The 26,952-nt window shown below is 67.7% G+C and carries 24 protein-coding genes; 15 read left to right on the forward strand and 9 right to left on the reverse strand.

What is annotated here, in order from left to right; genetic code table 11:
* Positions 1 to 315: 315 nt before the first annotated feature.
* The gene (gene purS, locus ACIA76_RS23860) at positions 316 to 549 is read left to right on the forward strand and encodes a phosphoribosylformylglycinamidine synthase subunit PurS (protein ID WP_062507976.1); all 234 of its coding nucleotides are present in this window, start codon (positions 316 to 318) and stop codon (positions 547 to 549) included.
* Positions 546 to 1,223: a phosphoribosylformylglycinamidine synthase subunit PurQ gene (purQ, locus tag ACIA76_RS23865; protein ID WP_397154190.1), complete on the forward strand. Its 678-nt coding sequence runs from the start codon at positions 546 to 548 to the stop codon at positions 1,221 to 1,223. Before purS ends, purQ begins: the two co-directional genes overlap by 4 nt.
* 18 nt (positions 1,224 to 1,241) lie before the next feature.
* Here the strand turns inward: purQ and ACIA76_RS23870 are convergent, their stop codons facing one another.
* Complete coding sequence (locus ACIA76_RS23870; protein ID WP_397154192.1) at positions 1,242 to 2,369, reverse strand: substrate-binding domain-containing protein; 1,128 nt, start codon at positions 2,367 to 2,369, stop codon at positions 1,242 to 1,244.
* Between ACIA76_RS23870 and ACIA76_RS23875 the strand changes: the two genes are divergently transcribed.
* From ACIA76_RS23875 to ACIA76_RS23885, 3 genes are all read left to right on the forward strand, one after another.
* The gene (locus ACIA76_RS23875; RefSeq protein ID WP_195112459.1) at positions 2,359 to 2,796 is read left to right on the forward strand and encodes a MarR family transcriptional regulator; all 438 of its coding nucleotides are present in this window, start codon (positions 2,359 to 2,361) and stop codon (positions 2,794 to 2,796) included. The two genes, ACIA76_RS23870 and ACIA76_RS23875, sit on opposite strands and share 11 nt — an antisense overlap.
* Positions 2,797 to 2,909: 113 nt before the next feature.
* A complete protein-coding gene (locus tag ACIA76_RS23880; RefSeq protein ID WP_397154194.1) occupies positions 2,910 to 3,887 on the forward strand; it encodes an aliphatic amidase in 978 nt (325 codons plus the stop codon).
* Positions 3,888 to 3,897: 10 nt separating this feature from the next.
* On the forward strand, positions 3,898 to 5,193 hold the full coding sequence (locus tag ACIA76_RS23885; RefSeq protein ID WP_397154196.1) for a M18 family aminopeptidase: 1,296 nt from the start codon (positions 3,898 to 3,900) through the stop codon (positions 5,191 to 5,193).
* Here ACIA76_RS23885 and ACIA76_RS23890 read toward each other — a convergent pair.
* Positions 5,142 to 6,467, reverse strand: coding sequence for a glycosyltransferase 87 family protein (locus ACIA76_RS23890; protein ID WP_397154198.1), 1,326 nt, complete (start codon positions 6,465 to 6,467; stop codon positions 5,142 to 5,144). The genes ACIA76_RS23885 and ACIA76_RS23890 overlap by 52 nt on opposite strands.
* A 69-nt stretch (positions 6,468 to 6,536) precedes the next feature.
* Between ACIA76_RS23890 and purL the strand changes: the two genes are divergently transcribed.
* From purL to ACIA76_RS23910, 4 genes are all read left to right on the forward strand, one after another.
* Complete coding sequence (purL, locus tag ACIA76_RS23895; RefSeq protein ID WP_397154200.1) at positions 6,537 to 8,819, forward strand: phosphoribosylformylglycinamidine synthase subunit PurL; 2,283 nt, start codon at positions 6,537 to 6,539, stop codon at positions 8,817 to 8,819.
* A 71-nt stretch (positions 8,820 to 8,890) separates the two neighbouring features.
* Positions 8,891 to 10,648 carry an alpha/beta hydrolase gene (locus tag ACIA76_RS23900; protein WP_397154202.1) on the forward strand — a complete coding sequence of 586 codons (1,758 nt, stop codon included), beginning with the start codon at positions 8,891 to 8,893 and terminating at the stop codon, positions 10,646 to 10,648.
* Between the two features lie 32 nt (positions 10,649 to 10,680).
* A complete protein-coding gene (locus tag ACIA76_RS23905) occupies positions 10,681 to 11,283 on the forward strand; it encodes a lysostaphin resistance A-like protein (protein ID WP_397154204.1) in 603 nt (200 codons plus the stop codon).
* A gap of 10 nt (positions 11,284 to 11,293) precedes the next feature.
* Entirely contained in the window at positions 11,294 to 11,680 is a 387-nt protein-coding gene (locus ACIA76_RS23910; RefSeq protein ID WP_397154206.1) for a sterol carrier family protein, read from the forward strand.
* Here the strand turns inward: ACIA76_RS23910 and ACIA76_RS23915 are convergent.
* Positions 11,677 to 12,957, reverse strand: a complete 1,281-nt coding sequence (locus tag ACIA76_RS23915; RefSeq protein ID WP_397154520.1) for a YhgE/Pip domain-containing protein — start codon at positions 12,955 to 12,957, stop codon at positions 11,677 to 11,679. The two genes, ACIA76_RS23910 and ACIA76_RS23915, sit on opposite strands and share 4 nt — an antisense overlap.
* Before the next feature lie 166 nt (positions 12,958 to 13,123).
* Here ACIA76_RS23915 and purF point away from each other — a divergent pair, with 166 nt between their 5' ends.
* The 5 genes from purF to ACIA76_RS23940 all read left to right on the forward strand — a co-directional run bounded on the left by purF (position 13,124) and on the right by ACIA76_RS23940 (position 20,367).
* On the forward strand, positions 13,124 to 14,725 hold the full coding sequence (gene purF / locus ACIA76_RS23920; protein ID WP_397154208.1) for an amidophosphoribosyltransferase: 1,602 nt from the start codon (positions 13,124 to 13,126) through the stop codon (positions 14,723 to 14,725).
* A gap of 183 nt (positions 14,726 to 14,908) precedes the next feature.
* The gene (locus tag ACIA76_RS23925) at positions 14,909 to 16,528 is read left to right on the forward strand and encodes an ABC transporter substrate-binding protein (RefSeq protein WP_397154210.1); all 1,620 of its coding nucleotides are present in this window, start codon (positions 14,909 to 14,911) and stop codon (positions 16,526 to 16,528) included.
* Between the two features lie 80 nt (positions 16,529 to 16,608).
* On the forward strand, positions 16,609 to 17,622 hold the full coding sequence (locus ACIA76_RS23930) for an ABC transporter permease (RefSeq protein ID WP_397154521.1): 1,014 nt from the start codon (positions 16,609 to 16,611) through the stop codon (positions 17,620 to 17,622).
* 86 nt (positions 17,623 to 17,708) lie between these two features.
* Positions 17,709 to 18,614 (forward strand): ABC transporter permease, encoded by a 906-nt coding sequence (locus ACIA76_RS23935; RefSeq protein WP_397154523.1) that lies wholly within the window; start codon positions 17,709 to 17,711, stop codon positions 18,612 to 18,614.
* Complete coding sequence (locus tag ACIA76_RS23940; RefSeq protein WP_397154212.1) at positions 18,607 to 20,367, forward strand: ABC transporter ATP-binding protein; 1,761 nt, start codon at positions 18,607 to 18,609, stop codon at positions 20,365 to 20,367. The genes ACIA76_RS23935 and ACIA76_RS23940 overlap by 8 nt, the downstream gene beginning before the upstream one ends.
* Before the next feature lie 162 nt (positions 20,368 to 20,529).
* On the opposite strand, the gene ACIA76_RS23945 is transcribed toward ACIA76_RS23940, so the two are convergent.
* A complete protein-coding gene (locus tag ACIA76_RS23945; RefSeq protein WP_397154214.1) occupies positions 20,530 to 21,135 on the reverse strand; it encodes a TetR/AcrR family transcriptional regulator in 606 nt (201 codons plus the stop codon).
* On the reverse strand, positions 21,122 to 21,988 hold the full coding sequence (locus ACIA76_RS23950) for an alpha/beta fold hydrolase (protein WP_397154216.1): 867 nt from the start codon (positions 21,986 to 21,988) through the stop codon (positions 21,122 to 21,124). The genes ACIA76_RS23945 and ACIA76_RS23950 overlap by 14 nt, the downstream gene beginning before the upstream one ends.
* Before the next feature lie 222 nt (positions 21,989 to 22,210).
* Here ACIA76_RS23950 and purM point away from each other — a divergent pair, with 222 nt between their 5' ends.
* On the forward strand, positions 22,211 to 23,302 hold the full coding sequence (gene purM / locus ACIA76_RS23955) for a phosphoribosylformylglycinamidine cyclo-ligase (RefSeq protein ID WP_397154218.1): 1,092 nt from the start codon (positions 22,211 to 22,213) through the stop codon (positions 23,300 to 23,302).
* A gap of 279 nt (positions 23,303 to 23,581) precedes the next feature.
* Here the strand turns inward: purM and ACIA76_RS23960 are convergent, their stop codons facing one another.
* The 4 genes from ACIA76_RS23960 to ACIA76_RS23975 all read right to left on the reverse strand — a co-directional run bounded on the left by ACIA76_RS23960 (position 23,582) and on the right by ACIA76_RS23975 (position 26,766).
* Complete coding sequence (locus ACIA76_RS23960; protein WP_397154221.1) at positions 23,582 to 23,821, reverse strand: DUF3073 domain-containing protein; 240 nt, start codon at positions 23,819 to 23,821, stop codon at positions 23,582 to 23,584.
* 175 nt (positions 23,822 to 23,996) lie between these two features.
* Positions 23,997 to 24,959: an asparaginase gene (locus tag ACIA76_RS23965; protein WP_397154223.1), complete on the reverse strand. Its 963-nt coding sequence runs from the start codon at positions 24,957 to 24,959 to the stop codon at positions 23,997 to 23,999.
* A complete protein-coding gene (locus ACIA76_RS23970; RefSeq protein WP_397154226.1) occupies positions 24,956 to 25,654 on the reverse strand; it encodes an MOSC domain-containing protein in 699 nt (232 codons plus the stop codon). Before ACIA76_RS23970 ends, ACIA76_RS23965 begins: the two co-directional genes overlap by 4 nt.
* Complete coding sequence (locus tag ACIA76_RS23975; protein WP_397154228.1) at positions 25,651 to 26,766, reverse strand: YgfZ/GcvT domain-containing protein; 1,116 nt, start codon at positions 26,764 to 26,766, stop codon at positions 25,651 to 25,653. The genes ACIA76_RS23970 and ACIA76_RS23975 overlap by 4 nt, the downstream gene beginning before the upstream one ends.
* Positions 26,767 to 26,952: the final 186 nt, after the last annotated feature.

Below are 26,952 nucleotides of genomic sequence, written 5' to 3' on the forward strand. Positions count from 1 at the left end.
GCTTGTTGTCTTGGGGCCGGGGGGGGGGGGGGGGGGGGGGCCCCCCGCCCCCCGGGGGGGGGGGGGCCCCCGGGGGGGGGGGGGGGGCGCCGCCCCCCCCCCCCCCCCCCCACGGGGCGGCCGCAAACCTGCAGTGTCGCGAGTGCGCTCTCGTCGAGCAGCGAGTAGTCCACGGCCGTGCCGATCCACTACGGATCGCGGAAGCTTGTCTCTCGCTGCGGGTGAACCGGTATCGGGTGTGACCCGGCTGGGCGTGCTCGAACCGGTCCAACTAGGCTGATCAGGTAATCCCCCAGCAGCGTGAGGAGCAAGCGCGTGGCACGAGTCGTCGTCGAGGTGATGCCGAAGGCCGAGATCCTGGATCCGCAGGGTCAGGCCATCGTCGGTGCGCTGGGGCGCCTGGGACTTCCGGGTGTCTCGGATGTCCGGCAGGGCAAGCGATTCGAACTCGATGTCGACGACAGCGTGAGCGACGCGGAGCTCGAGAAGATCGCCGAGAGCCTGTTGGCCAATACGGTCATCGAGGACTGGAAGGTCGTGCGGTTGTGACCGCGCGCATCGGTGTCATCACCTTTCCGGGCACTCTCGACGATGTCGATGCCGCCCGCGCGGTGCGGCTGGCCGGCGCCGAGGCGGTCGGCCTGTGGCATGCCGACGCCGATCTGAAGAAGGTCGACGCGGTCGTCGTGCCCGGCGGCTTCTCCTACGGCGACTATCTGCGCGCCGGCGCGATCGCCCGCTTCGCCCCGGTGATGGGCGAGGTCGTCGCGGCGGCCGGGCGGGGTATGCCGGTGCTGGGGATCTGCAACGGCTTTCAGGTGCTCTGCGAGGCCGGGTTGCTGCCGGGTGCGCTGACGCGTAACGAGGGGTTGCACTTCATCTGCCGCGACGAGTGGCTGACGGTCGAGCGCACCGATACGGCGTGGACCTCGCGCTACGAATCCGGCGCCCAGATCCTCATCCCGATCAAGAACGCGGAGGGCCGCTTTCAGGCCGCGCCGCGGGTGCTCGACGAGCTGGAGGGCGAGGGCCGGGTGGTCTTCCGCTACTCCGGGGACAACCCCAACGGTTCGCAGCGCGGCATCGCGGGCATCTGCTCGGCCGATCGCCGCATCGTGGGCCTGATGCCACATCCGGAACATGCGACCGAACCGCTCACGGGTCCGAGCGACGACGGTCTCGGCATCTTCCTGTCGGCGGTCGACTCGCTCGTCTCGGCGTAGGGGTTTTCGCGCTAGGGGCTAGCGGACGCTGTCGACTATCTGCAGGTCCACGCCCTCGGCGCGGGCGATCAGCGCGGAGAACTCCTGCGAGTGATTGCCCTGGAACGCCCGTCCTCCCGAGGGCGTCTCCAGGACCACGCCGTCGTCGAGCGCGGCCTGCATGCGCGGGACATCCAGCGAGCCGCAGTTGTGCGCGAGCGACTGCAGCGTGTACATGGCCTCGTAGCTGGTATTTCCGAAGTAGGTGAGCTGCGGCGCGAAGCGGCCGTGCAGGCGGTGATAGCGGGCCATCCGGTCCGGATCGCCGGTCCGATTGTCCGGAAAGAAGCTCGAGACGACGTAGAGGTTGTCGTTGGCCTGCGGCCCGGCCGCCAGCAGTACGCCCTCGTCGATGCCCGGGCTGACCCGGACCTGCCGCTCGGAGCGCCCGGTATGGGCGAACTGCTGGTTGAACCGCACCGCATCCGTGCCGACCAGCAGCAGCACGATGCCATCGGCCCGGTCCAGCCGCGGATCGCCCAGGAACTCGCTGAAGTCCTCGGTACCCAGCGGGAAGTACTTCTCCAGCGTGATGGAGCCCTGATGGGCCATGCGGACGGCCTTACCGGTCGCCATGGGCCAGATGTAGTCGTTGCCGATGATCGCCCAGCGCCGGGCCCCGAACTCCCGCTCCAGCCACTCCATGGCCGGCAGGATGTGCCCGGCCGGGTTCTCGCCGATCATCAGCACGCCGGGCGGCTCGTTGGGCAGATCCTCGTGGGTGGTCGCGAACAGATAGGGCACCCGCCCGTCGGCGGCCCGCGCCACCGCGCGGCGGACCGCGGAGATGTGCCAGCCCGTGATCGCGTCGACCATGCCGGTCGACAACAGGGCCGAAACCTCCGACGCGACCTCCCGCGGAGCCCGGCCGCCATCGAGGGTCGTGACACGCACCTCACGGCCGAGAATTCCTGCGCCGCTGTTGATTTCTTCGACGGCGAGTGCAATTGCCGCCTCACAGGAGGGGGCAACAATTCCCGCCGGACCCTGGAGTGGGACGATGTTGAGGACCTCGATCACGTCGTCCGGACTCTCGCTGAACGGGAACATTCGGTACCCTCTTCTTGTCCGAGCGAAAATGATGGGCGGGAAAAATATGTCGACCATTGTAAGCGGCTTTTCCACTTTGCATGGAGCGCTGCGTGCTGCCGAGCGCAGTTGGCTACGTCACCTCGACGCGGCGCTGTGCGCGCGGCAGCTGTCGGCCGACCAGTGGTCGATGCTGTCCAACCTGTCCGACCAGGCAGGTATCACGATGAGCGAGCTTGCTGCGCGTTCGCAGCTGCCGCCGTCGTCGGCCACCCGGCATGCCGATGCCCTGGCCGAACGCGGTCTGATCTTCCGGATCGCCGCCGAGGATGACCGGCGTCGAATCCTGATCGGCCTCACCAAACGCGGCGCCGAGCTGGTGGATTCGGTGCGGGCCGAGGAGCGGCGTGCGGAGGAGGATCTGCGTAAGCGCATCGGCGCCCGCAACCACACCGACCTGCTGCGGCTGCTCGAGCTCGTCGCGGAGATGCCCGTCGCCGACTGACGCTCGGCCTCGAGTGCGGTTGCTGACTGCTTGCCCCTCGGTAACTATGGATCCGGATGATCTTTCCGTCTGGGAGTGCCGGAGCCATTGGTACTTATTGCCGAGGAGCGAGCATGGGTTGGGAAAATGGTGCGTCTAATCCGGACACGGTTTCCGTTGCCGTGGTCAATCATCCCATGTCTCGATTGCACTCCCGGGGTGAAGTGCTCGCCAACTGCTATCGCATCGGACATATCGTCGACGGTTTGAAAACCGGACATCCGGAACTCGATCTCATTGTGCTGCCGGAGTTTTCGACCACCGGCGTCATGTACGACGAAACCGAGCTCTACTCGACGGCGATGGCCATTCCCGGCGACGAGACGGAGGTTTTCGCCGCCGCCTGCCGCCGCAACCGGGTGTGGGGTGTGTTCGCCCTGGGCGCGGAGTGCCAGGAGGCCCATCCGCTGCGCCCGCCGTACAACACCGCCGTGCTGATCGACGACCGCGGCGAGATCGTCCAGCGCTATCGCAAGATCGCCCCGGCGCCCGAGGGCGAGCTGTCCTGGCCGGGCGAGACCACCTTCGTCTGCGACGGCCCCAAGGGCCTGCAGATCTCGATCCTGCTGGGCGAGGACGGCAACTATCCCGAACTGTGGCGCGATTGCGCCATGAAGGGCGCCGAACTGATCGTGCGCTGTATGGCGCTGCGCGCCTGCGATGCCGAACAGCAGGTCGGTATGGCCAAGACGATGGCCTGGGCCAATAACGTCTACGTCGCCGCGGCCGGGGCGACCGGCTTCGACGGCGTCCATTCCTACAGCGGCCGTTCGGCTCTCGTCGGCTTCGACGGCCGGCTGCTGGGCGAATGCGGCGCCGAACCGCACGAGATGCGCTTCGCGGGCCTGTCGATGCGCGCCCTGCGCGACGCGCGCCGCTACGAACCCGGACGCAATCCACTACACGCCCTGCTGCACCGCGGCGCGACCGGACTGGGCAAGGTCAACGTCGGCGTGCGCGGCCTGGCCGAATGCCCGCTGGATTTCTATCGGACCTGGGTGACCGATGCGATCAAGGCGCAGGAGCAGGTCCACGAGATCAACGGTGTCTAGGATTTCCGGTATGCCGGTCTCCACCACCGCGACCGCGTCCGGGCTCTGTGCCTTCGTCGACGCCTCGCCCTCCCCGTTCCACGTCGTGCGTACCGCCGCAGCCGAATTGGCCGCGCGGGGCTTCACCGAACTGCCGGAGTCCCGGCCGTGGGCCGAGGTGGGCCCGGGGCGCTACTACGTGGTGCGCGGCGGATCGCTGGTCGCGTGGGCGAGTGGCGAGGCCGGTCCCGCGGATCCGTTCCGGGTGGTCGGCGCGCATACCGACAGCCCGAATCTGCGGGTCAAACAGCATCCGGATCTGGCCGTCGCGGGCTGGCAGCTGGTGGCGCTCGAGCCCTATGGCGGCCCGTGGCTGAACTCCTGGCTGGACCGTGAGCTCGGTATCTCCGGGCGGATCACGGTGCGCTCCGGAAACGGCATGGCGGAGAAGCTGATTCGCATCGATGAGCCGTTGCTGCGCATACCGCAGCTGGCCATCCACCTGTCCGAGGATCGGCGCGGGGTGACGCTGGATCCGCAGCGGCATGTGAATGCCGTATGGGGCGTGGGCGCCGAACCGCGCTCGTTCCTGGCCTATGTGGCCGAGCATGCCGGGGTCACGCCCCGCGAGCTGTTGGGCTGGGAACTCATGACCCACGATCTGACCCCGAGCCGATTGGTCGGCCGCGACGGCGATCTGGTGAGCGCGCCCCGGCTGGACAATCAGGGCACCTGTTATGCGGGCCTGCATGCCCTGCTGGCCGCCGCCGAACGTCCCGGCGCGGCGACGCCGGTGCTGGCAATCTTCGATCACGAGGAGGTCGGCAGCCAATCCGATCGCGGGGCGCAGTCGGATCTGCTGCCCGCGGTGCTGGAGCGGATCGTGCTGGCCCGCGGCGGTGGACGTTCGGAATACTTTGCGGCGCTGGCGGGCTCGATCTGCGCCTCCGGCGATATGGCCCATGCCACCCATCCGAACTATCCCGAGCGGCACGAGCCCAGCCATCGCATCGAGATCAACGGCGGTCCGGTACTGAAGGTGAATCCGAATCTGCGCTACGCCACAGATGCGGTGGGCACGGCCGCATTCGCGCTGGCCTGTGCGCGGGCCGAGGTGCCGTTGCAGCGATTCGTCAATCGCGCGGATCTGCCGTGCGGCAGCACGATCGGCCCGATGACCGCGGCCCGCACCGGCATGTCGACTGTGGATGTGGGCGCGCCGCAGCTGGCGATGCATTCGGCGCGCGAACTCATGGGCGCGCACGATGTGGCGGCCTATTCGGCCGCGCTGACGGCCTTCCTGAGCCCGGCCGAAGCCGGTCGGTAGACGAGCGCGCCGACCGCCAGCACCGCCAGGGTCACCAGCACGTAGCTGCTGCCGACGATCTGCTGCCACCACGACCAGCCCAGCTCGCGGTTGTCGTGGTGCGGCAGCAGCCACTGCGGGCCGACCATGAACAGCACGGCGATCGCGGCCGCGGCGGCGAGGAACCACGGTTGGCGCATACCCCGGGCGATCGCATCGGCGACGACCAGCAACGCCGGGGCGATCCACACCCAGTGATGCGACCACGACACCGGCGACACCAGCAGGATCGCGGCGGCGTTCACCAGGAAGGCCGATACATGCCGGTCCTCGCGGATCAACCGCCGCATCCAGACCGCCGCCAGCGCCAAGGCGATGAGCGACAACAGGATCCAGATCGCGGTCGCGGTCGAATCGGCGACGCCGAGACGGAAGGCGAAGCCCTTCAGCGACTGGTTGCCCGCGAACTGGGGCGGCCCGATCCGGCCGGTGTCGAACAGGGTGTGGAACCAGTAGTTGGACGAATCCCGCGGGAACAGCAGGAATCCGAGCGCGATCGCCCCGGCCGCCGAGGCGATCAGGGTGACGATCGCCTTACCCGCCTCGCCCCGCAGCACGTGTCGGTCCCGGCGCAGGATGGCCCGCCAGTCCAGGCAGAGCAGGAAGTACAGCAGATATCCGGCCGGAATCAGCTTGACCGACACCGCGACGCCGATCAGCATTCCGCGCGGCCAGAAGGGCTTGCGCACCAGGGCATCCAGGGTGACCGCCGCCATCAGCACCAGATTGATCTGCCCGAAGTTGTAGGTCTGCCGGATCGGCTCCGACAGTCCCAGGATCGCGACCGCCCCGATCACGAACGCCCACTGGGTGGTTCGGTCCAGGGTCGGGCGCAGCCGATTCAGCACCACCCACAGCGTGGCGCCCAGGCAGGTGATCGAGACCCCCAGCACCAGCCATTCGGCCCAGCACAGCGGCATGAGCGCCAGCGGCGCGAAGAACAGTGCGGCCAGCGGGGGATAGGTGAACGGCAGCCCGATCCCGCCCGATTTGGGCAGCGGGCCGTAGAGGTCACCGCCGTCGATCCATACCCGCGCGCCGTTGCGGTAGACCTGGAGATCGATATAGCCGTGCCACTGTTTGGTGAGATAGGACACGATCGCCGAGACCACCAGCAGCCCGATGGCAATCGACAGCAAACGTCGTTGGCGGGCCGCCAGACTCACGGTGGACTGCCCTGCTGAATTGGTCACGGGCAATTCGTCCGGATCCGCGACCCTGGATCGATCGTTCACGGGCTCAGCGTATCGGGTCGAGCGTAGCTCGCTGGTGGGGGCACGTTTGGTACACATTAGACTGCGCCTGTGACCGCCCACGTCGACACCGTCAGCGCCGCCGCAGCAAACCCGGATACCCCGCAGCCTTATAAGGAACTCGGGCTCAAGGACGATGAATACGCCCGCATCAGGGAGATTCTCGGCCGCCGGCCCACCGACGCCGAACTGGCGATGTATTCGGTGATGTGGAGCGAGCACTGCTCCTACAAGTCCTCCAAGGTGCATCTGCGCTACTTCGGCGAGACGACCACCGACGAGATGCGCAAGTCCATGCTGGCCGGTATCGGTGAGAACGCGGGCGTGGTCGACATCGGCGACGGCTGGGCCGTCACCTTCAAGGTCGAAAGCCATAACCACCCGTCGTATGTGGAGCCGTATCAGGGCGCGGCGACCGGCGTGGGCGGCATCGTGCGCGACATCATGGCCATGGGCGCGCGGCCGATCGCGGTGATGGATCAGCTGCGCTTCGGTGCGGCCGATCACCCCGACACCCGGCGCGTGGTGGACGGCGTGGTGCGCGGCGTCGGCGGCTACGGCAATTCGCTGGGCCTGCCGAATGTGGGCGGCGAGACCGTCTTCGACGCCTCCTACCAAGGCAATCCGCTGGTGAACGCGCTGTGCGCGGGTGTGATGCGGGTGGAGGATCTGCATCTGGCGTTCGCATCGGGCACCGGCAACAAGATCATCCTGTTCGGCGCGCGCACCGGCCTCGACGGCATCGGCGGCGTCTCCGTGCTGGCCTCGGACACCTTCTCCGGTGACGAGTCCGGCACCGGCCGCAAGAAGCTGCCGAGCGTGCAGGTGGGCGATCCGTTCGCGGAGAAGGTCCTCATCGAATGCTGCCTCGAGCTCTACCACGCGGGGCTGGTGGTCGGCATCCAGGATCTCGGCGGCGCCGGATTGTCCTGCGCCACCTCCGAACTCGCGGCGGCCGGGGATGGCGGCATGCGCGTGGAGCTGGACCTGGTGCCGCAGCGCGCGGCCAACATGACCCCCGCGGAGATCCTGTCGAGCGAATCGCAGGAGCGCATGTGCGCGGTCGTCACGCCGGAGAACGTGGACGCGTTCATGGCCGTCTGCCGTAAGTGGGATGTGCTGGCGACGGTGATCGGCGAGGTCACCGACGGCGATCGGCTCGTGATCACCTGGCACGGTGACACCGTGGTGGACGTGCCGCCGCGCACGGTGGCACATCAGGGTCCGGTGTACGAGCGGCCGGTGCGGCGCCCCGCCGAGCAGGACGCGCTGATCGCCGACACCCCGGATACCTTGGCCCGCCCCAAGACCGGTGACGAACTGCGCGCGACGCTGCTGAAGATGATCGCGAGCCCGCAGCTGTGCAGCCGCCGCTGGATCACCGAACAGTACGACCGCTATGTGCGCGGCAACACCGTGCTTGCCGAACATGCCGACGCCGGTGTGATCCGCATCGATGAGGAGTCCGGTCGCGGCATCGCGCTGGCCACCGACGCCTCGGGCCGCTACACCAAGCTCGATCCCTACACCGGCGCGCAGCTCGCGCTGGCCGAGGCGTTCCGCAACGTCGCCAGCACGGGCGCGACCCCGAAGGCCGTCACCAACTGCCTCAACTTCGGTTCGCCGGAGGATCCGGGCGTGATGTGGCAGTTCCAGCAGGCCGTGCGCGGTCTCGCGGATGGCTGTGTGGCCCTGGGCATTCCGGTGACCGGCGGCAATGTCAGCTTCTACAACCAGACCGGGCAGACGGCCATCCTGCCGACGCCGGTGGTGGGCGTACTGGGCGTGATCGACGATGTGCACCGGCGCATTCCGACCGGCTTCGGCGCCGAACCGGGCGAGACGCTGATCCTGCTCGGCGACACCCGCGACGAATTCGGCGGATCCATCTGGGCGCAGGTCGAACACGATCATCTCGGCGGCGTGCCGCCCAAGGTCGACCTCGCCCGCGAGCAGCTGCTCGCCGAGGTGCTGACCGCGGGCTCGCGCGACGGAATGATCAGCGCCGCACACGATCTCAGCGAGGGCGGGCTGGTGCAGACGGTCGTGGAATCCGCGCTGGCGGGCGAAATCGGTTGCCGCATCGTACTTCCCGAGGATGCCGATCCGTTCGTGACGCTGTTCTCCGAATCGGCCGGTCGCGTGCTGGTCGCGGTGCCGCGCTCGGAGGAGACGCGGTTCACCAAGATGTGCGATGCGCGCGAACTGCCGTGGGCGCGCATCGGTGTCGCGGATTCGGGCACCGACTCCGTCGAGGTGCAGGGCCAATTCTCGGTGCCGCTGGCGGAATTGCGCGCGGCATTCGAGGGCACCCTGCCGAAGCTGTTCGGCTGAATTCAGGGAGGAAGGTCACTCCCGCGTGGCGTGTCGCGGACGGGAGGATGGTCGCCCGCCATACTTGACGGGTGCTCGACACCGCCGAGGCCCTGACAACGCTGCGCGTGCGTGGTCGCGTCGTCGCCCGGCGCGGCGCGCGGGTGCTGAGCCGGGTCGAGACCGATGTCATCGACCTGAATTACGTCGGGCTGGTGGTCGCGACGGTGTTCTTCGCGTGGTCGGTGACGCCGTCGCTGCTGCCGCGCGATTGGCTGTTCCAGGGACTCATCAGCGGCCTGAACGCCGCGATCGGATACGGCGTCGGCTGTGTGCTGGAGTGGTTGTTCCGGCGCTGGGTGCGGCCGCGGCTGCCGATCGGAACGCCCTCGCTGCGCTGGCAATACGCCATCAAGGTGACCGTGCTGATCCTGTGCCTGCTCGCGGCGATCTGGATGCTGGTGCTGTCGGCGGACTGGCAACGGCAGATCTTCGCGCTGATGGATATGCGGGGCACGACCCGGGCGGCGTATCTGCGTACCGGCGCGTTGAGCGTGGCGGTCGGGGCGATCGTGGTGGCGGCCTATCGGACCGTGCGCGAGATCGTGCGATTCCTGGCGCGTCAGCTCAGCCGATGGGTGCGGATCCCGTCCACGCTCGCGCCGACCGTGGGCGCGATCGTGCTGGTGGTGCTGGTGGTGACGCTCTTCAACGGCGTGGCGACGCGGGCGTTCTTCGCCGTGGCCAACTCCGCGTTCAGCGTGCGCAACAACAAGATGACTTCGTACGCGGTGCAGCCGAGTGGCCCCGAACGATCCGGTAGTGCGGACTCCTTCGCCAAATGGGAGACCCTCGGCTCGGAGGGCCGCTGGTTCGTCTCGCACGGACCCGACGCCTTCCGTATCGGTGCGGTCTCGGGAGCGCCCGCGCGCGAGCCGATCCGGGTGTACGTCGGCCTGGATTCGGCGAAAAACGGTGTGACACAAGAGGATCTGGCGGTCGCCGAACTGGAGCGCACGCATGCCTTCGATCGCAAGGTCCTGGTCGTGGTGACCACCACCGGCACCGGCTGGGTCAACTCCGCGACCGCCGACGCGATCGAATACCTCTATCACGGCGATACCGCGATCGTGGCCTCGCAGTATTCGTATCTGCCCAGCGTGCTGTCGTTTCTGGCCGACCGGCAGAAGGTCGCGGTGGCCGGTAAGAAGATGTTCGACGCCATCTACGCCGCGTGGTCGCAGCGCCCGGCCGAATCCCGGCCGAAGCTGCTGGTGTACGGGGAGAGTCTGGGTTCGCAGGGTTCGGAGTCGGCCTTCGACGGGCTGGCCGATCTGCGCGGCAAGGTCGACGGGGCGCTGTGGGTCGGCCCGCCGAACTCCAATCGCCTGTGGGAGCAGTTCGTCTCGCGCCGCGATCCCGGCACCCGCGAGGTGGAACCCCTCTACGCCGACGGCCTGGTGGTCCGATTCGCCTCCACCGCACCGGATCTGAACAAACCGTCACCGGAGTGGCGGCGGCCGCGCATCGCCTATCTGCAGCACGCCTCGGATCCGATCGTGTGGTGGTCGCCGGATCTGATCTTCTCCCAACCGGATTGGCTGTCCGAGCCGCGCGGTTCGGATGTCTCCACGCAGATGCGCTGGTGGCCGTTCGTGACGTTCTGGCAGGTCGCCGCCGATCTGACCAATGCCCAGGGCGTCAGCGACGGGCACGGCCACAACTACGGCACCCTGGTCCTGGACGGCTGGTGCGCCGTCGCGCCGCCGCCGGATCTCACGCCGGAGAAGGTGGAGGCCATCCGCACCCAGATCGAACTGTCGGGGGCCTACGAACACGCCACCAAGTGAACCTGCGTCGCATCCCGATTGCCCTTGCCGCCGTGAGCATTCCGACGCTGTGGAGCAATCTGGTGCTGCCCCGCCTCGGACTCGGCATGCGCGGCCGCACGGCCGTCAACGCCGCCGTCGCCACCGCGTATGCCCGCATCTTCGGCCGGGGCGTCCCGATCGGCAGTCCGGCCCGCCGCCCGCTCGCGACCTTCGGGCCCGCGGCCGCGGTGATCGCGGGTTACGGTGTGGCCCTGGCGGTTCCGGCGCTGCGCGCTCGGCTGGCCGGATTCGGCGATCGCGCGCCGGAGGTTCCGCTCGTCGAATGGGCGGCGGTGCATATCCTGCTGGGCACCGTGTGCAGCGAGGAGCTGATCTTCCGCGCCACTCTCGATCCGCTGCTCGACCAGACCGTCGGCCCGCTCGGAACATGGCTCGGTGCCGGCGTTTTCGGCCTGTGGCATATCGCACCCGCCCGCGGCGCGGGCGATAACGTGCCCGTGGCGATCGCGGTCACGACCGTCGGCGGACTGGTGCTCGGCTGGCAGTACCGCCGCACCGGCGGCGTGCTCGCCCCGGCCCTGCTGCACCTGGCCGTCAACGTCGGCGGTGCGCTCGCGCCCGCCGTGGCCGTTCGGATCGGTCCCGGGCGCTAACCTCGAGAACGTGGCACGACATACGGCTGATGATCCCGCCGCGGTGCGCAATGCGGTTGCCGCTGTGGGCGAGTGGTTGCGGGACGAGACCGCGGCCGCACCCGCGCGCACGGAACTGGCCGCGGCGGTACGCGCGACGGCACGCTCGCTGGCGGCCGCCGCGCCCGGATCGTCGGTGGAGGTCCGGGTGCCGCCGTTCGTGGCGGTGCAGTGCATCGAGGGGCCGCGCCATACCCGCGGCACGCCACCGAATGTGATCGAGACCGATCCCCGCACCTGGCTGCTGCTGGCCACGGGCCTGCTCGAGTACGCCGCCGCCGTCGAATCCGCCGCGGTCAGCGCCTCGGGCATCCGGACCGGCGAACTGGCCCACTGGCTACCGATCGTGCGGCTCTAGGCCATCTGCTTCGCCCCGACGGGTTTGCGCTGCAACCCTCTGCGGTCGTAGTAGCGCGTGACGACCAGGCCGAGCACGATGCCGATCACCAGGCCGAGCACGGTCATCCAGACGCCGCGGCTGAGCCCGGCCGCGCCGTTGCCGTTGAAGTACAGGATCGCCCGGGTGCCGAGGAAGACCTGGTGCATCGGTTCGAAATTCGCCAGCCAGCCGAAGTACCTCGGGGTCGCCTCGATCGGCACCGTCCCGCCCGAGGACGGCAGGCCCAGCACGATGAAGATGATCAGATTCACGATCAGTCCGGCCGTGCCGATGGCGGCGAGCACCGAGGTACAGGTGAAGCCCACGGCGATGATCACGAAGGCCCCGTAGAGGAACAGCGCCAAGGGTCTATCGATCTGCATGCCCAGCGCATCGGCGATCCCGAGGTAGACCGCCGAGACGATCACGGCCAGCGTCGCCACCGCCGCCCATTTCAGGAGCAGCGTCCGCAGCCGGGAGATCTGGGTGGGCGGATTGTGCACGGTCCACGGACCCCATTCGGTCGGCAGATAGCCCAGCGCCGAATCGATCAGCTGATGGATGATCATCGCGCCGACCATGCCGACCAACAGCAGCAGCAGGCTGTAGAAGAACGCGGTCAGGCCCTCACCCGAACCACCCGGCAGCGGCCGATACTGATCCACCACGATATTCAGCGGATGCGACAGCGTGATCCGGGTGGCGCCGGACAGCTCGGGCGCGGGCGGTCCGCCCGGCGGAGGGGCCAGCTGCGCGCGCACCTGATCGGTGAGCTGCTTGCCGACCAGGGCGTCGACCTGGGTCAGGGCCTCGTTACCGAAGCGCTGCGCGATGGCCGTGGCGAAGGCGCCGGTGCGCGGATTGGTCTGCAGGGTGATGATCGGCCGCTCGATATCGCCGGGCACCACGCTGCCCACGCCGAGATTGCCCAGGCGTTTGGAGAAGTCGCCGGGGACGATGATCGTGCCGTAGACCTGCGCGGACTGCATCTGCTGCTGGGACTCGTTGAGCCCGACCACGCGCAGATCGATCTTGTCGGTCGGCACGGCCTTGCTCAGCCCGTCGACGACCTGATCGCCGAAGTTGACGTACTTCTGCTGGCCGGGCGCGCCGAGGGTATCGCCCACATCCTGATTGACCAGAGCGATCGGGAAGTTGTGCAGATTCTTCTCGGGATCGACAACGTAATCGAGGTACATGACGCCCAGCAACGACGCCAGCAGCGTCACCACGACGATCGGGAACACCCATCGGATGGGGGTCAGGCGCCGGGGGTTCGGGGTGGTTTCCGCACTCTCGGTGGTCGTCACGGTCGCACCGTAGCAGCAAACCATCTGCCATCTCCGTGATCCCGCCGTAGGTTTCGGACGGATGACCCGTAGAATGTGTTTCGCCCCCCGCCCGCCGAACAGGGAGCAAACGGTGACCAACGCCGATCTGTCCGTCGACACGCCCAACCTGCTGCTATCCGAGGCCGCCAGGACCCCGGATCAGGACGAGAACTCACCGCGCGAGGAGTGCGGCGTGTTCGGCGTCTGGGCGCCGGGTGAGGATGTGGCCAAACTCACCTATTACGGTCTCTACGCCCTGCAGCACCGCGGCCAGGAGGCCGCGGGCATCGCCGTCACCGATGGTCAGCAGATCCTGGTGTTCAAGGATCTGGGCCTGGTGAGCCAGGTCTTCGACGAGCAGACGCTGGCCGCCATGCCGGGCCACGTCGCCATCGGCCACTGCCGTTACTCCACCACCGGGTCCACCACCTGGGAGAACGCCCAGCCGATCTTCCGCACCACCGCGGTCGGCACCGGACTGGCCTTGGGCCATAACGGAAATCTGGTCAACACCGCCGAATTGGCCGCGCGCGCACGGGAATTCGGTCTGATCTCGACCCGCCTGCGGGACGGCTCGATCGCGGCCACCTCGGATTCCGATGTGATGACCGCGCTGCTGGCCCACGCCGCCACCGATAAGAGCCTCGAGCAGGCGGCGATGGAACTGCTGCCCACCCTGCGCGGCGCGTTCTGCCTGACCTTCATGGACGAGCACACCCTCTACGCCGCCCGCGACCCGCACGGGGTGCGGCCGCTGTGCCTCGGTCGGCTCGATCGTGGCTGGGTGGTAGCCAGCGAGACTGCCGCACTCGATATCGTGGGCGCCTCGTTCGTCCGCGAGATCGAACCGGGCGAACTGCTGGCGATCGACGCCGACGGCGTCCGGTCGCTGCGCTTCGCCAATCCCGAACCCAAGGGCTGCGTCTTCGAATTCGTCTATCTCGCCCGCCCCGACAGCACGATCTCCGGCCGCTCGGTGCATGCCACCCGCGTCGATATCGGCCGCCGCTTGGCCCTCGAGCATCCGGTCGACGCCGATCTGGTGATCCCGGTGCCGGAGTCGGGCACCCCGGCCGCGGTCGGCTACGCCCAGGGTTCGGGCGTGCCCTACGGCCAGGGCCTGATGAAGAACGCCTATGTCGGGCGTACCTTCATCCAGCCCAGTCAGACCATCCGTCAGCTCGGCATCCGGCTCAAACTCAATCCGCTGCGCGAGGTGATCCGCGGTAAGCGTCTGATCGTCGTGGACGATTCGATCGTGCGCGGTAACACCCAGCGCGCCCTGATCCGCATGCTGCGCGAGGCGGGCGCCTTGGAGATCCACGTCCGCATCGCCTCGCCGCCGGTGAAGTGGCCGTGCTTCTACGGCATCGACTTCGCCTCGCGCGCGGAGCTGGTCGCCAACGGGGCCGGACCCGACAACGCCGAGGACTCCTTCGACGAGATGGTCGAGAACGTGCGCCGCTCGATCGGCGCCGACACTCTCGGTTACATCTCGCGCGAGGGCATGATCGCGGCCACCGAACAGCCCGCGACGCGGCTGTGCAGCGCCTGCTTCGACGGCCAGTATCCGATTCCGCTGCCGACCGAGGCGGCCATCGGCAAGAATGTGCTCGAGGGGATCCTCGGCGGCAAGCCGGAGTCGGAACTGCTGGGCGACAACGCGAATGCGAGCGCTCTCAGTCGTCCCTGAAGGTTTTCCTGCGGAAACGCGGCCCCGCCGTCAATTTTCGCCGCGGCCTGAAACTAATTGTTGCGAAACGCAACATATCCGAAACGCACTGGCGGTACTGTCCCCGCCATAAGTGGTTCACGCGGCCGCACCCATCCTGTCAGCCAGGGTGGGTGTGTCGCGATGCGAGAAGTTGGGACAGTCATGCGGTTTTCGACACAGGGGTCGTTGACCCGGCCGGGTCGAGTCAGAGGCCTTGCGGCAGTGGGGGTTGCGAGCCTCGCCCTGCTGTCGCTCGCGGGATGCGGCTCCGGCCGGACCGGGAGCGGCGGCGACAACGGGTTGGTGATCGGCACTACCGACAAGATCTTCTCCCTGGATCCGGCCGCCGCCTACGATCAGGGTTCCTATGTGCCGGAGACACAGATCTATCAGCATCTGCTGAACTTCGCGCCGGGTGAGACCACCCCCAAGCCGGATGCGGCCGACAAGTGCGAGTTCACCACGCCGATCGTCTTCACCTGCACCCTTAAGCCGGGTTTGAAGTTCGCCAACGGTGACCCGCTGACCGCGCAGAGCGCCAAGTTCTCGTTCGACCGGATGCTCAAGATCAACGATCCGAACGGCCCCGCCTCGCTGTTGGGCAATCTGGACAAGACCGACGCCGTCAACGATACGACGGTGGCGTTCACCCTCAAGGCCGCCAACGATCAGACCTTCCCGGCGATCCTGGCCACCCAGGCCGGTCCGATCGTCGACGAGAAGGTCTTCCCGGCCGACAAGGTCATGGACGACGGCGCCATCGTGAAGGCCAAGCCGTTCTCCGGCCCCTACACGATCAGCAGCTACGACAAGAACAAACTCGTTCAGTACGAGGCGAATCCGGGCTATACCGGCATCCTCGGCAAGCCGAAGACCAGCACCGTCTCGGCCAAGTACTACGCGTCGAGCGATAACCTCAAGCTCGACATCCAGAACGGCAACATCGATGTCGCCTACCGCAGCCTGAGCCCGACCGATATGGAGTCGCTGGCCAAGGACAGCAAGGTCGCCATCCATGAGGGCCTCGGCGGCGAGCTGCGCTACATCGTGTTCAACCTGAACACCATGCCCGGCAACACCCCGGACCAGAAGCTGGCGATCCGCAAGGCGGTGGCCTCGAGCGTCGATCGCGACGCGCTGTCCAGCGAGGTGTACAAGGGCAGTTACCAGCCGGCGTATTCGGCTGTGCCGCAAGGCATGCCGGGTGCGACGACGCCGTTCAAGGATATCTACGGCGCCAAGCCCAACAAGGAGCAGGCGACCAAGTTCCTCTCCGACGCGGGTGTGCAGACCCCGGTGCAGATCAACCTGCAGTACAACCCCGACCACTACGGCTCCTCCAGCTCCGAGGAGTACGCGGCGATCAAGAATCAGCTCGAGTCGACCGGCCTGTTCAAGATCAATCTGCAGTCCACCGAATGGGTGAGTTACCAGAAGGAACGCGCCCGCGACGGCTACCCGGTCTACCAAATGGGCTGGTTCCCGGACTATCCGGATCCGGACGACTACCTGAGCCCGTTCTTCGGCCCGAACAACTTCCTGCAGAACCACTTCGACGATCCGGCTATCACCGCCCAGCTGGCCGCCGAGGTGACCCAGCCCGACAAGGACAAGCGCATCGCGATCATCCAGCAGATCCAGCAGGATATGGCGGCCAAGCACATCTCGATCCTGCCGCTGTTGTCCGGTAAGCAGGTCGCGGTCGCGGCCAAGGGCGTCCAGGGCGTCGAATCCACCCTCGACCCGTCGACCAAGTTCCGCTACAGCGTGCTGAGCAAGTGACGGCGACCGCTTTGGAGCAGGAGCCCCCTGCCCCCGCTCCCGCTCCGAAAACACCGGGCCGCGGCCGGTCTCGCTACGGCGTGCTGGCTCGCTATCTGGGTGTGCGACTGCTGCTGATCCTGCCGACGGCCTGGATCCTGGTGACGGTCGTGTTCTTCCTGATGCGGGTCGTGGGCGACCCGATCAGCGCCGCCCTGGGCGGGCGGCTCCCACCGGACCAGATCGAGGCGCGTAAGGAGGCGGCCGGATTCAACCGGCCGATCCTGTCGCAGTACTGGGACTACATCTCCGGCCTGTTGCGCGGGGATTTCGGTCACTCCCAGGACAATCGGGCGATCAGCGAGATCATCACCAACTACGGCGCCGCGACGCTGGAGCTGGTGGTGTGGGCGCTGCTCGTCGCGTTCATCGTCGGAGTTCCGTTGGGCCGGTACGCGGCCCGGCGGCGGGACAAGGCCGCCGATGTGGGCCTGCGGCTGTTCGCGATCCTGGTCTACGCCGCACCGGTGTTCTTCGTCGGCCTGCTGCTCAAGTTGGTCTTCGCGGTCAAACTGGGCTGGCTGCCGGTGGCCGGACGGGCGAGCACCAATGTGGAACTGGCGCTGCAGCACGTCTCGCCGAAGACCAACATCCTGGTGATCGACGCGATCCTCTACGGCGACAGCGGATATCTGTGGGATGTGGTCCGGCACGCGATCCTGCCCGCGATCGCACTCGGCCTGCTGACCGCGGGTGTGTTCCTGCGATTGGTGCGAATCAATCTGATCCAGACCCTGCGCAGCGATTTCGTCGACGCCGCCCGCGCCCGCGGGCTCAGTGAGCGCGTGGTGGTGGGCCGGCATGCCTTCCGCAACGCCATGATTCCGATCGTCACCGTGATGGGCATGCAGATCGCGATGATGCTGGGCGGTGCGGTGCTGACCGAGATCACCTTCGAATGGAAGGGTCTGGGCTATCAGCTCGCGCAGTATCTGCAGGCCCGCGATTTCGTTGCGGTACAAGGGATCGTGGCGTTCCTGGCGCTGATCGTCGCGGTGATGAGTTTCCTCGTCGACGTGCTGGTCGCGCTGATCGATCCGAGGGTGAGGTTCTGATGACCGCATCCGAGATGATCGCGGCCGAGCCGGCGCTCGTCCCGCCGGTGCCGCGCAAGGGAATTCCGGGTCTGCGACTGTTCACGATGACCTCGGGGCTGCAGCGGGCCACGCTGATCCTGGGTCTCGGGCTGATCGGCATGTTCGTGATCGTCGCGGTGTTCGCACCGCTGATCGCGCCGTACGGCTTCGCCCAGATCTCCGATCACGGCGTGGATTTCGTGCGGCAGCAGGCGCCGTCGGCGCAGCACTGGTTCGGTACCTCGGTGCGCGGGGAGGATGTGTTCTCCCGGGTGATCTACGGTGCGCGAACCGCATTGGTCGTCATCGCGATATCGCTGGTGCTGTCACTGTTCGTCGGCGTGCCTTTGGGTTTGGTGTCCGGTTATGTCGGGCGCTGGGTGGACCGGGTGCTGGTGTTGTTCATGGACGCCATGTACGCGTTCCCGACGCTGCTGCTGGCGATCGTGGTGTCGATCGTGGTGGCCGGCGGGCAGTCGTCGAGCTTCGGCGGTGTGCTGTCGGCGTCGGTGGCCATCACGGTGATCTATGTACCGCAGTACTTCCGGGTGGTGCGCAATGCGACGGTCGCGGTGAAGACCGAACCGTACGTCGACGCCGCGCGGGTGACGGGCGCGCCGATCGGGCGAATCCTGTTCCGCCACATCTTCCCCAACGTCACCCAGTCGCTGCCGGTGATCATCACCCTCAACGGCTCGGAGGCGATCCTGACCCTGGCGGCCCTGGGCTTCCTGGGTTACGGCATCGAGCCCACCCAGGCCGCGGAGTGGGGATACGACCTCAACAAGGCGCTGGCCGATGTGTCGAACGGGATCTGGTGGACCGGCATATTCCCCGGTGTGGCAATAGTTTTGGTGGTGCTGGGCATGACACTGGTCGGGGAGAGCCTCAACGAGGTGCTCAATCCGTTGCTCCGGACCCGGCGCGCGGTCGCCGGGCCCGCCGCGGGAGAGGGTGCCGCTGATGACTGAAACCGTTGTGGTGCAGAAGGATTCGGCACTGGCCATCCGGTCGCTCTCGGTGACCTTCGCGACCGATGCGGGGGCCGTCGACGCGGTCTCGGACGTGTCCTACGAGGTCTTCCCCGGCGAGGTGCTGGCCATCGTGGGTGAATCCGGCTCGGGTAAGTCGGTCAGCTCGCGCACGGCGATGGGCCTGCTGCCCAAGACCGCTCGTGTGCGGGGTCTGGTCACCGTCGGCACCGACACGATCACCTCGATGTCGGAGCGGCAGCTGACCGCGCTGCGCGGCGGGGAGATCTCGATGATCTTCCAGGAGCCGGGCTCGGCGCTGGATCCGCTGTTCACCGTGGGCTTCCAGATCACCGAGGCGCTGCGGGCGCACAGCCGCATGAGCCGTAAGGCGGCCAAGGCGCGGGCGATCGAGCTGCTGCGCATGGTCGGGCTGCCCGATCCGGAGCATCGTGTCGACTACTACCCGCATCAGCTCTCGGGCGGGCAGAAGCAGCGCGTGATGATCGCCATCGCCATCTCGTGTGAGCCCAAGGTGATCATCGCCGACGAGCCGACCACGGCACTGGACGTGACGGTGCAGGCCGAAATCCTGGAGCTGCTGCGGGATCTGCGCGACCGGCTGGGCTCGGCCATCGTGCTCATCACCCACAACATGGGCGTGGTCGCCGACCTCGCCGATCGCGTGGTCGTGATGAAGGCGGGCCGGGTCGTCGAAACCGCCACGGTGGACGAGCTTTTCGGCAGTCCGAAGGAGCAGTACACCCGCGACCTGCTGGCCGCGGTCCCGCATCTGGGTGCGGGACTGACCCCGACCGACGGTCCGGTGTCTCCCCTCGGGCCGCAACCGGAGACGGGCATCTCGGCGGTCGCCGAGCGCCCGGCCGACGAGGCGCCCGCCGATCCGCGGCTCGCCGCCGAGACCGTGCTCGAGGTCTCCGGTCTGGTGGTGGAATTCCCCGGCGCGCTGGGCCGCCCGGCCTTCCGGGCGGTCGACGAGGTCGGCCTGACCATCGGTCGCGGCGAAACCCTCGGACTGGTCGGCGAATCCGGATCGGGCAAGTCCACGATCGGCCGCTGCGTGGCCGGGCTGCAACGGCCGACCTCGGGTGTGATCACAGTGCACGGCCAGGAGCTGACCGGACTGTCGGAGCGGCAGCTGCGGCCGGTGCGCAAGCGACTGGGCTTCGTATTCCAGGATCCGGCGACCTCGCTCAATCCCCGCTTGACCGTGGGGCAGTGCGTGGCCGAACCACTCATGGTGCACCGCACCGCCAACGGTGAGGCGCTGCGGACGCGGGTGCGACATCTGCTCGACGATGTGCAGCTGCCCGCGGGCACCGAGAACCGTTATCCGCATGAGCTTTCCGGCGGACAGCGGCAGCGGGCGAGCCTGGCACGGGCACTGATCCTGGAACCGGATCTGCTGATCGCCGACGAGCCGACCAGTGCCCTGGACGTATCGGTCCAGGCCCGAGTGCTGGAGCTGTTCGCGCAGTTGCAGCGCGAATGCGGCTGGGCGTGCCTGTTCATCAGTCACGACCTGGCCGTGGTCGACCAGCTCGCGAATCGAATCGCGGTGCTGCGCAACGGTTCCGTGGTCGAACAGGGCACCCGCGACGAGATCCTGCGTAATCCGGCCGAGGAGTACACGCAGCGGCTCGTGGCGGCGGTCCCGGTGCCCGATCCGGTCGAGCAGCGACGGCGGCGCGCGGCGACGGCCGCGCTGTTCGCCACGGATCACACCGAGTAGAAAGCGCCTCCGCCGCATCCGCGGCGGAGGGCGGGACCGGTTGTGCCGCCGGGGATTTCGCCCCGAACGAACTTCCCGGTGTGCCCGGCACAACCGGTTTCAGGTGGACACTCGGTTCGACGGCCGGTGCCGGACGCCGTCGTCCGGGTGTTCGCCGCCTGGTCAGGCCGGGCGCAGGATGCCGCTGATGAGCAGGAGCATGCTCTGTTCGGCCTGCAGCCGGGCGGTTTCGGGATCGTCGGCGTGGGCGATGATCAGGCCCGCCTCGGTGACCGCGCTGAGGATCAGCTGGGCCAGCACATGGACGGGCGCCGGGGTGATCAGTCCGGCGCGCTCCGCGCTGTCCAGCATGTCGGTGATCAGGCCGAGCCCGTAGCGGCGCTCCAGCTCGCGCCAGCCTTGCCAGCCGAGTACGGCGAGGGCATCCGACATCGCGATACGCACGGTTTCGGGTCGGCGGCACTGCTCGAGGAAGATGCCCAGGCCGACCGCCATCGCGGTGGGCAGATCCCCGGGATCGGGCAATTGTGCGAGGGCACGGGTGATCTCGGCCGCGTTCTCGCCCTCGAGCCGTTCGAGCACGGCCAGGAACAGCCCGCGCTTATCGCCGTAGTGGTGATGCAGCGCTCCGCGGGTCACCCCGGCCGCGGTCACGATCTCCTCGGCCGAGACATGCACGTAGCCGCGCTCGGCGAACAGTCGGCGACCGACCTCCTCGAGCGCGGCACGGGTGGTGCGGGAACGATCCTCCTGACTACGGCGCGGCATGTAGCCGAGTGAACTCCACGATCAACTCGGTGAGCAACTCCGGCTGGTCCTCGGAGATGAAGGTGTAGGAATCGTCGATCACCTTCAGCGTGGCATCGGGCAGATCGCGGACCAGCCGCTCGGCGAAGGACACCTTGAACGCCTTGTCCTCCCGCGCCCAGACCAGCAGCACGGGCAACTCCAGCGTGTGGAACCGCTCGGCCGCGGCGAGGGTGTACCGCTTGTGCACGCCGCGGAGGAAGCGCACCAGATCGGCCCGAATGGCGGCGGAGTTGCGACTGGGCAGCAGATAGGAATCGGCGATCTCGGGTGGCACCGGACGCTTGGTCACCAGGCCGAAACCGACCGGCAGCCGCTGCGCCGGGCGGAACCGGAGCAGCTCCAGCATTACTCGCAGCAGACCGGGGACCGCGGCCAGCCGGGGCAGCGGCGTGAACGGCTGCGGGAGGAACTTGTCGTAGGCATCGCAGTCGGTCAGCACCACCCGGCCGACCCGGGAACGATTACGGGTCAACATGATCTGCGTGATCGCGCCGCCGGTGTCGTTGGCGACCAAGGTCACATCGTGCAGATCGAGCCGATCCAGGAATGCGGCCAGCAGATCCGCGGCTCCCGTCGGCGACAGATCCGCCTCCGGCACCGGAATCGAATGCGCGCCGAAGGGCAGATCCGGCGTGATGCAGCGATGTCCGGCCGCGGCCACTTCGGGCACCACCTTGCGCCACAGATCGGCGTTGACCAGCAATCCGTGCACGAAGATGACCGGTGCGCCGGAGCCGATCTCGTGGTAGTTGATCCGGGCGCCGGGCAGATCCACCTGCGCGGCCGGGCCGAGTGCGCTGCTGATTCCCATATTTGCCTCCGAGAGAGCGGGACGACGACTCCAGGCTCACATACATACAGAATGTATGTCAATCATCCCGCGAGTGGATCTGTCGCCGGGGCTCGACATCGATCCCCACCCGAAGTGAAGGTCCAGCTAAAGAACAGCCCATACCGGTGCAGTCTCGTTATCCCTCTCCGGTAGCGTGATCAGGCATCTATCCGCCGATTCGGTTTGGAGCTTTCCCCGAAAATGACTGAGCAGACCCCGAGTGTGGACAGCCCGGTGGGTGGCGCCTCGTACGCCGCCGCCGGCGTGGATATCGAGGCCGGCGACCGCGCGGTCGAGCTGTTCGCGCCCCTGGCGCGCAAGGCCAGCCGGCCCGAGGTGCAGGGCGGCCTCGGCGGTTTCGCCGGATTGTTCGCACTCAAGGGTGGTTATCGCGAGCCGCTATTGGCCGCCTCGACCGACGGCGTCGGCACCAAGATCGCTGTCGCGCAGGCGATGGACAAGCACGATACGGTCGGCCTGGACCTGGTCGCCATGGTCGTCGACGATCTGGTGGTCTGCGGCGCCGAACCGCTGTTCCTGCAGGACTACATCGCCGTGGGCAAGGTCGTGCCCGAGCGCGTCGCCCAGATCGTCTCCGGCATCGCCGAGGGCTGTGTGCAGGCGGGCTGCGCGCTGCTCGGCGGCGAGACGGCCGAACATCCCGGGCTGATGGGCAACGACGATTACGACATCTCCGCGACCGGTGTGGGCGTCGTCGAGGCCGATGCCGTACTCGGGCCCGATCGGGTGCGTCCGGGCGACGTCGTGATCGCCATGGGCTCCTCGGGCCTGCACTCCAATGGCTACAGCCTGGCGCGAAAGGTGTTGCTGGAGATCGACCGTATGTCGTTGTCCGGTCATGTCGAGGAGTTCGGCCGCACGCTCGGTGAGGAGCTGCTCGAGCCCACCCGCATCTACGCCAAGGACTGCCTGGCCCTGGTCGCCGAGACCGATGTGCGGACCTTCGCCCATGTCACCGGCGGCGGACTGGCCAACAACCTGGCCCGCGTGCTGCCCGCCGGCCTGGTCGCCGAACTCGACCGCGGCACCTGGAACCCCGCGCCGGTATTCAAGATGATCGCCCAGCGCGGCCGCGTGGAGCGGGTCGAGATGGAGAAGACCTTCAACATGGGCGTCGGCATGGTCGCCGTGGTCGCCCCGGAGGACGCCGACCGCGCCCTGGCCGTGCTGACCGCCCGGCACATCGCCTGCTGGACGCTGGGCACGGTGAAGAAGGCCAAGGACGCCGACGCCGATCGCGTCGTGCTGCTGGGTGAACACCCGCGTTTTTGAGCGGCATGAAGACGACTTCGCCTCCGGCGCGGCAGGTTTGGCCTGTACGTCGGAGGCGTTTGTCGTTTCTACTCGTTCCGATCCGCCAAACCCGATGTCCGGGCATGGTTTTGGAACGATGGTGATACGGCTGGCACACCGATATCCGAGGTGAGTCGGATCGGTGTGCGGCGAACCTTCAGTCGGAGAGCGGAACTGCCGACGGCAGGGACCGGATGATGTATCGACGTGCGAAAGGGGAGGCCTCCTCCGGCCTCCCCTTTCGCACGTCGATCCGAGTCAGCGGCGCCAGTCGTCGTACTTGTCGTCTTCTTCCCAGCGCGACGGCGCGTCATCCGCGTCGTGCTCGTCGGAAAGGACGTCACTCCGTTGCGACGTGTCGCGGGAATGACCCGACAACAAATCGTGCGAGTGTCCCGACAGCTCGCGCTGAAGGCTCGCGAAGTCGGTCGACGGCGAGCTGTACTTGAGCTCGCGGGCGACCTTGGTCTGCTTTGCCTTAGCCCGGCCACGGCCCATGGCTGACCCCCTCGCGTCACTGCGGGGCGGCCTGGGGTGGTTTGGCGGCCCCGTTCGAATTAATACTCTTCCTGACAGACACTTTAGCGTGTGTCCGGCGGTCGCGCTTCCAGGAGTGGGGGTTGACTCCGGAACTAGCCGAGTTTGCCCGGTTGTCGCCTCTGGGACGCGGAGCTCAGAGCACGCCCGGAATCGCCCGGATCACACCCACTCTGGCGCCGCCGCCGAGTACCGCGGGTGCCGCCAATTCCGTGTGTACGTCGGTCCATTCGATTCCCATCCGCTGGAGAATCGCCTGGGTCAGGGGCATTCGCGCGCGATCGTGCCCGTCATCGATCTTGTAGGCGAAGGCCCGTCCGTCCGGCAGCGCACCGACGTGCACGCCGTCGGCGCCGATCTTGCAGACCAGGCCCGGCGTCGCGCCCATGGTCAGCAGGTCCGGGGCATCCGTGCCCGAAATCACTCGCGGATGGGCCCGAATCGCATCGGCCACCCGGCGTTCGGGGGAGCCGGGTTCGGCCGTGGCGAAGCTCGCATAGGCGCGGGCCAGATTCACCAGCGACACCGGCACGATCGGCAGGCCGCAGCCGTCGATGCCCAGATCGGTCTCCGGTTCGCCGGTGATCTCGACGATGGTCGCGGTCACCGCCCGCTGCAGCGGATGCGCCGCATCCAGATATCCCTCGGTCGGCCAGCCGTTGATCGCGCAGGTGGCGAGCATGGCCGCGTGTTTGCCCGAGCAATTCATATAGATCCGGCGGGCGGCCGTCGCGCGATCCTTACCGGCCAGCGCCTCGGCGCGGGCCCGCTCGTCGACCGGCAGGTCGGGCGGGCATTCGAGCTGGTCCTCGGTATGGCCGAACCGGTCCAGCAGGCGTGCCACCAGCGCGACGTGATCGGGTTCGCCGAAATGCGAGGCCGTCGAGATCGCCAGCTCGGCGTCGTCGACCGGCTCGAAACCGTTGCGCAGCAGCGCGATCGCCTGCATCGGCTTATTGGTCGAGCGCGGGAAGATCGGCAGATGCACCTCGCCGAGCACGAGCGCGGGTTCGCCGTCGGAATCGAGGACGACCACCGAGCCCCGATGCACGCATTCGCGGAATCCGGACCGCACCACTTCCACCAGATCCACACTCATGCCTGCGCCCCGCTCGCCTCGATCACCTGATCCCTTTCCTGTTGCCGGCGCATATGCCGGTCCACCTGCCTGCGAATATCGTCGGAGACGGAGGGTTCGGCGGCCAGCAGCAGGCGCAGCCGATCCGGATCCGCGCCGAGGAACACCTCGCGCACGGTCACGCCGTGGCCGGGGAGGTGCTCGACCCGGACCTCGTCGCCCGCGCCGACGCTGCCCTCGGTCAGTACTCGCAGATAGGCGCCGGTATCGGCCCGCAGCGTGAAGCGCTTGACCCAGCGCTGTTCCCCGCTCCAATGTCCGAAGGTGGCGCAGGGCACGCGCGGGGCGCTCACCTCGAACAGGGCGTCGCCGATCGACCAGCGCTCGCCGATCACCGCATCGCTGACGGGCAGGCCGGCGATGCGCAGATTCTCGCCGAACCAGCCGGGCGGCAGCTCGCGATTCAGCTCCGCACCCCAGCGGCGCGCATCCTCGTCGGCATAGGCGTAGACGGCCTGGTGAATTCCGCCGTGGTCCTTGGTGTTACACACGTGATCGCCGTCCAGCCCGAGCGGCCGGGCCCGTACCCGGTCCGGCATCGGACGTTTATCGATCGCCGTGCGCCCCACCCGGCTCACGTTCGAGGGCAGCTCGAGTTCGGCATGCAGGACGCAGACCGCGAGCACCCGGCCGGTTGCTCCCCTCTGCCTGGTCATCGGCCGCGTAGCTTGTCGACCGCGACGCGGCCCGCCTGGGGCTGATCGTCGGTGGGAAGCGAATCCGGATCGATCGATGCGGCCATCGGGCCCGCCTCGAGTGCGGTATCGGCGGGAATGGTCCGCTTGACCAGCGCCAAAGCGATGGGGCCCCATTCGAAATGGTCCACGATCGTGCCGACCCGGCCGACCGTGCGGCCGCCCGCGGTGACCGGATCGCCGGTGACCGGCCGGGCGTCGGCGGAGCCGTCCAGATGCAGCAGCACCAGCTGCCGCGGCGGTTTGCCCAGATTGTGCACGCGCGCAACGGTCTCCTGACCGCGATAGCAGCCCTTGTCCAGATGCACCGCACCGAATTCGGTCACCCCGCCGATCCAGCGGGCCTCGTGCGGGATGGTCCGGTCGTCGGTGTCGACGCCGATGCGCGGGCGCAGGGCCGCCACCCGCAGCGCCTCGAAGGCCCACAGCCCGGCGGGTTCGGCTCCGGCCGCGGTCAGGCGCGACCACCACGCCGCGAGCTCCGCCCGCGGGATCACCAGATCGTAGGAATCGTCGGTGGGCCAAGGCATCCGGCGCAGGAAGCCGCCGCCGGGCAGCGGCGTCGCGGCGTACACCTCGGGCAGATCCTCGATCCCGAGCGCCGCGCGCAGTTCGCGCACCCGCGGGCCGAGCAGGCTCAGCACGGCGTGGTCGGGCTCGGCCTGCGGCTTGGCATCGGCCCAGAAGACCATCTTCCGCAGAAACTCCAGCAGCGCGGGACCGCGCTCGCCCTCGGTATCGATCCAGAGCGTGCCGTCCAGATCGGTGAGCACGAAGTGATGCAGTACGCGACCGTTGAGATCCAGATCCAGATTCTCCGCCGATCGCCCGTCGGCCAGTGCGGCGATGTGCTGGCTGGAGATGGTGTGCAACCAGGTCAGGCGCTCGCGGCCGGAGATCGATGCGACGAAACGATGCGAGCGATCGATCAACGCCACGCGCTCGGCCGCGGCCTTCTGCTCGGCGAACGGGTCACCGTAATGCCAGGCCACGGCGGCGTCGGGGGTGTCGGGCGGGCCCGCCACGGCCCCCGCAACGGTCAACAACGGACTGGACGGAGGAACCACGGACACGCTTCAACAATAGGTCCTCTGCCCGGTGCCCGGTTGGGTGCGGTGTCCGAACCCCTGCTGCTACGAGATTGCTTCGCGGCGATTACCGGACCGAATGTGATGTGTATCACGATTAATGCCTGATGATTATCATGATTGGTCAGCTTCAAGGAATGTGAATCTCAAGTTTTGGTGGACGGTTATATA

Origin of the sequence: Nocardia sp. NPDC051570 (assembly GCF_044454005.1) — a bacterium.
Classification (GTDB): Bacteria; Actinomycetota; Actinomycetes; order Mycobacteriales; family Mycobacteriaceae; genus Nocardia.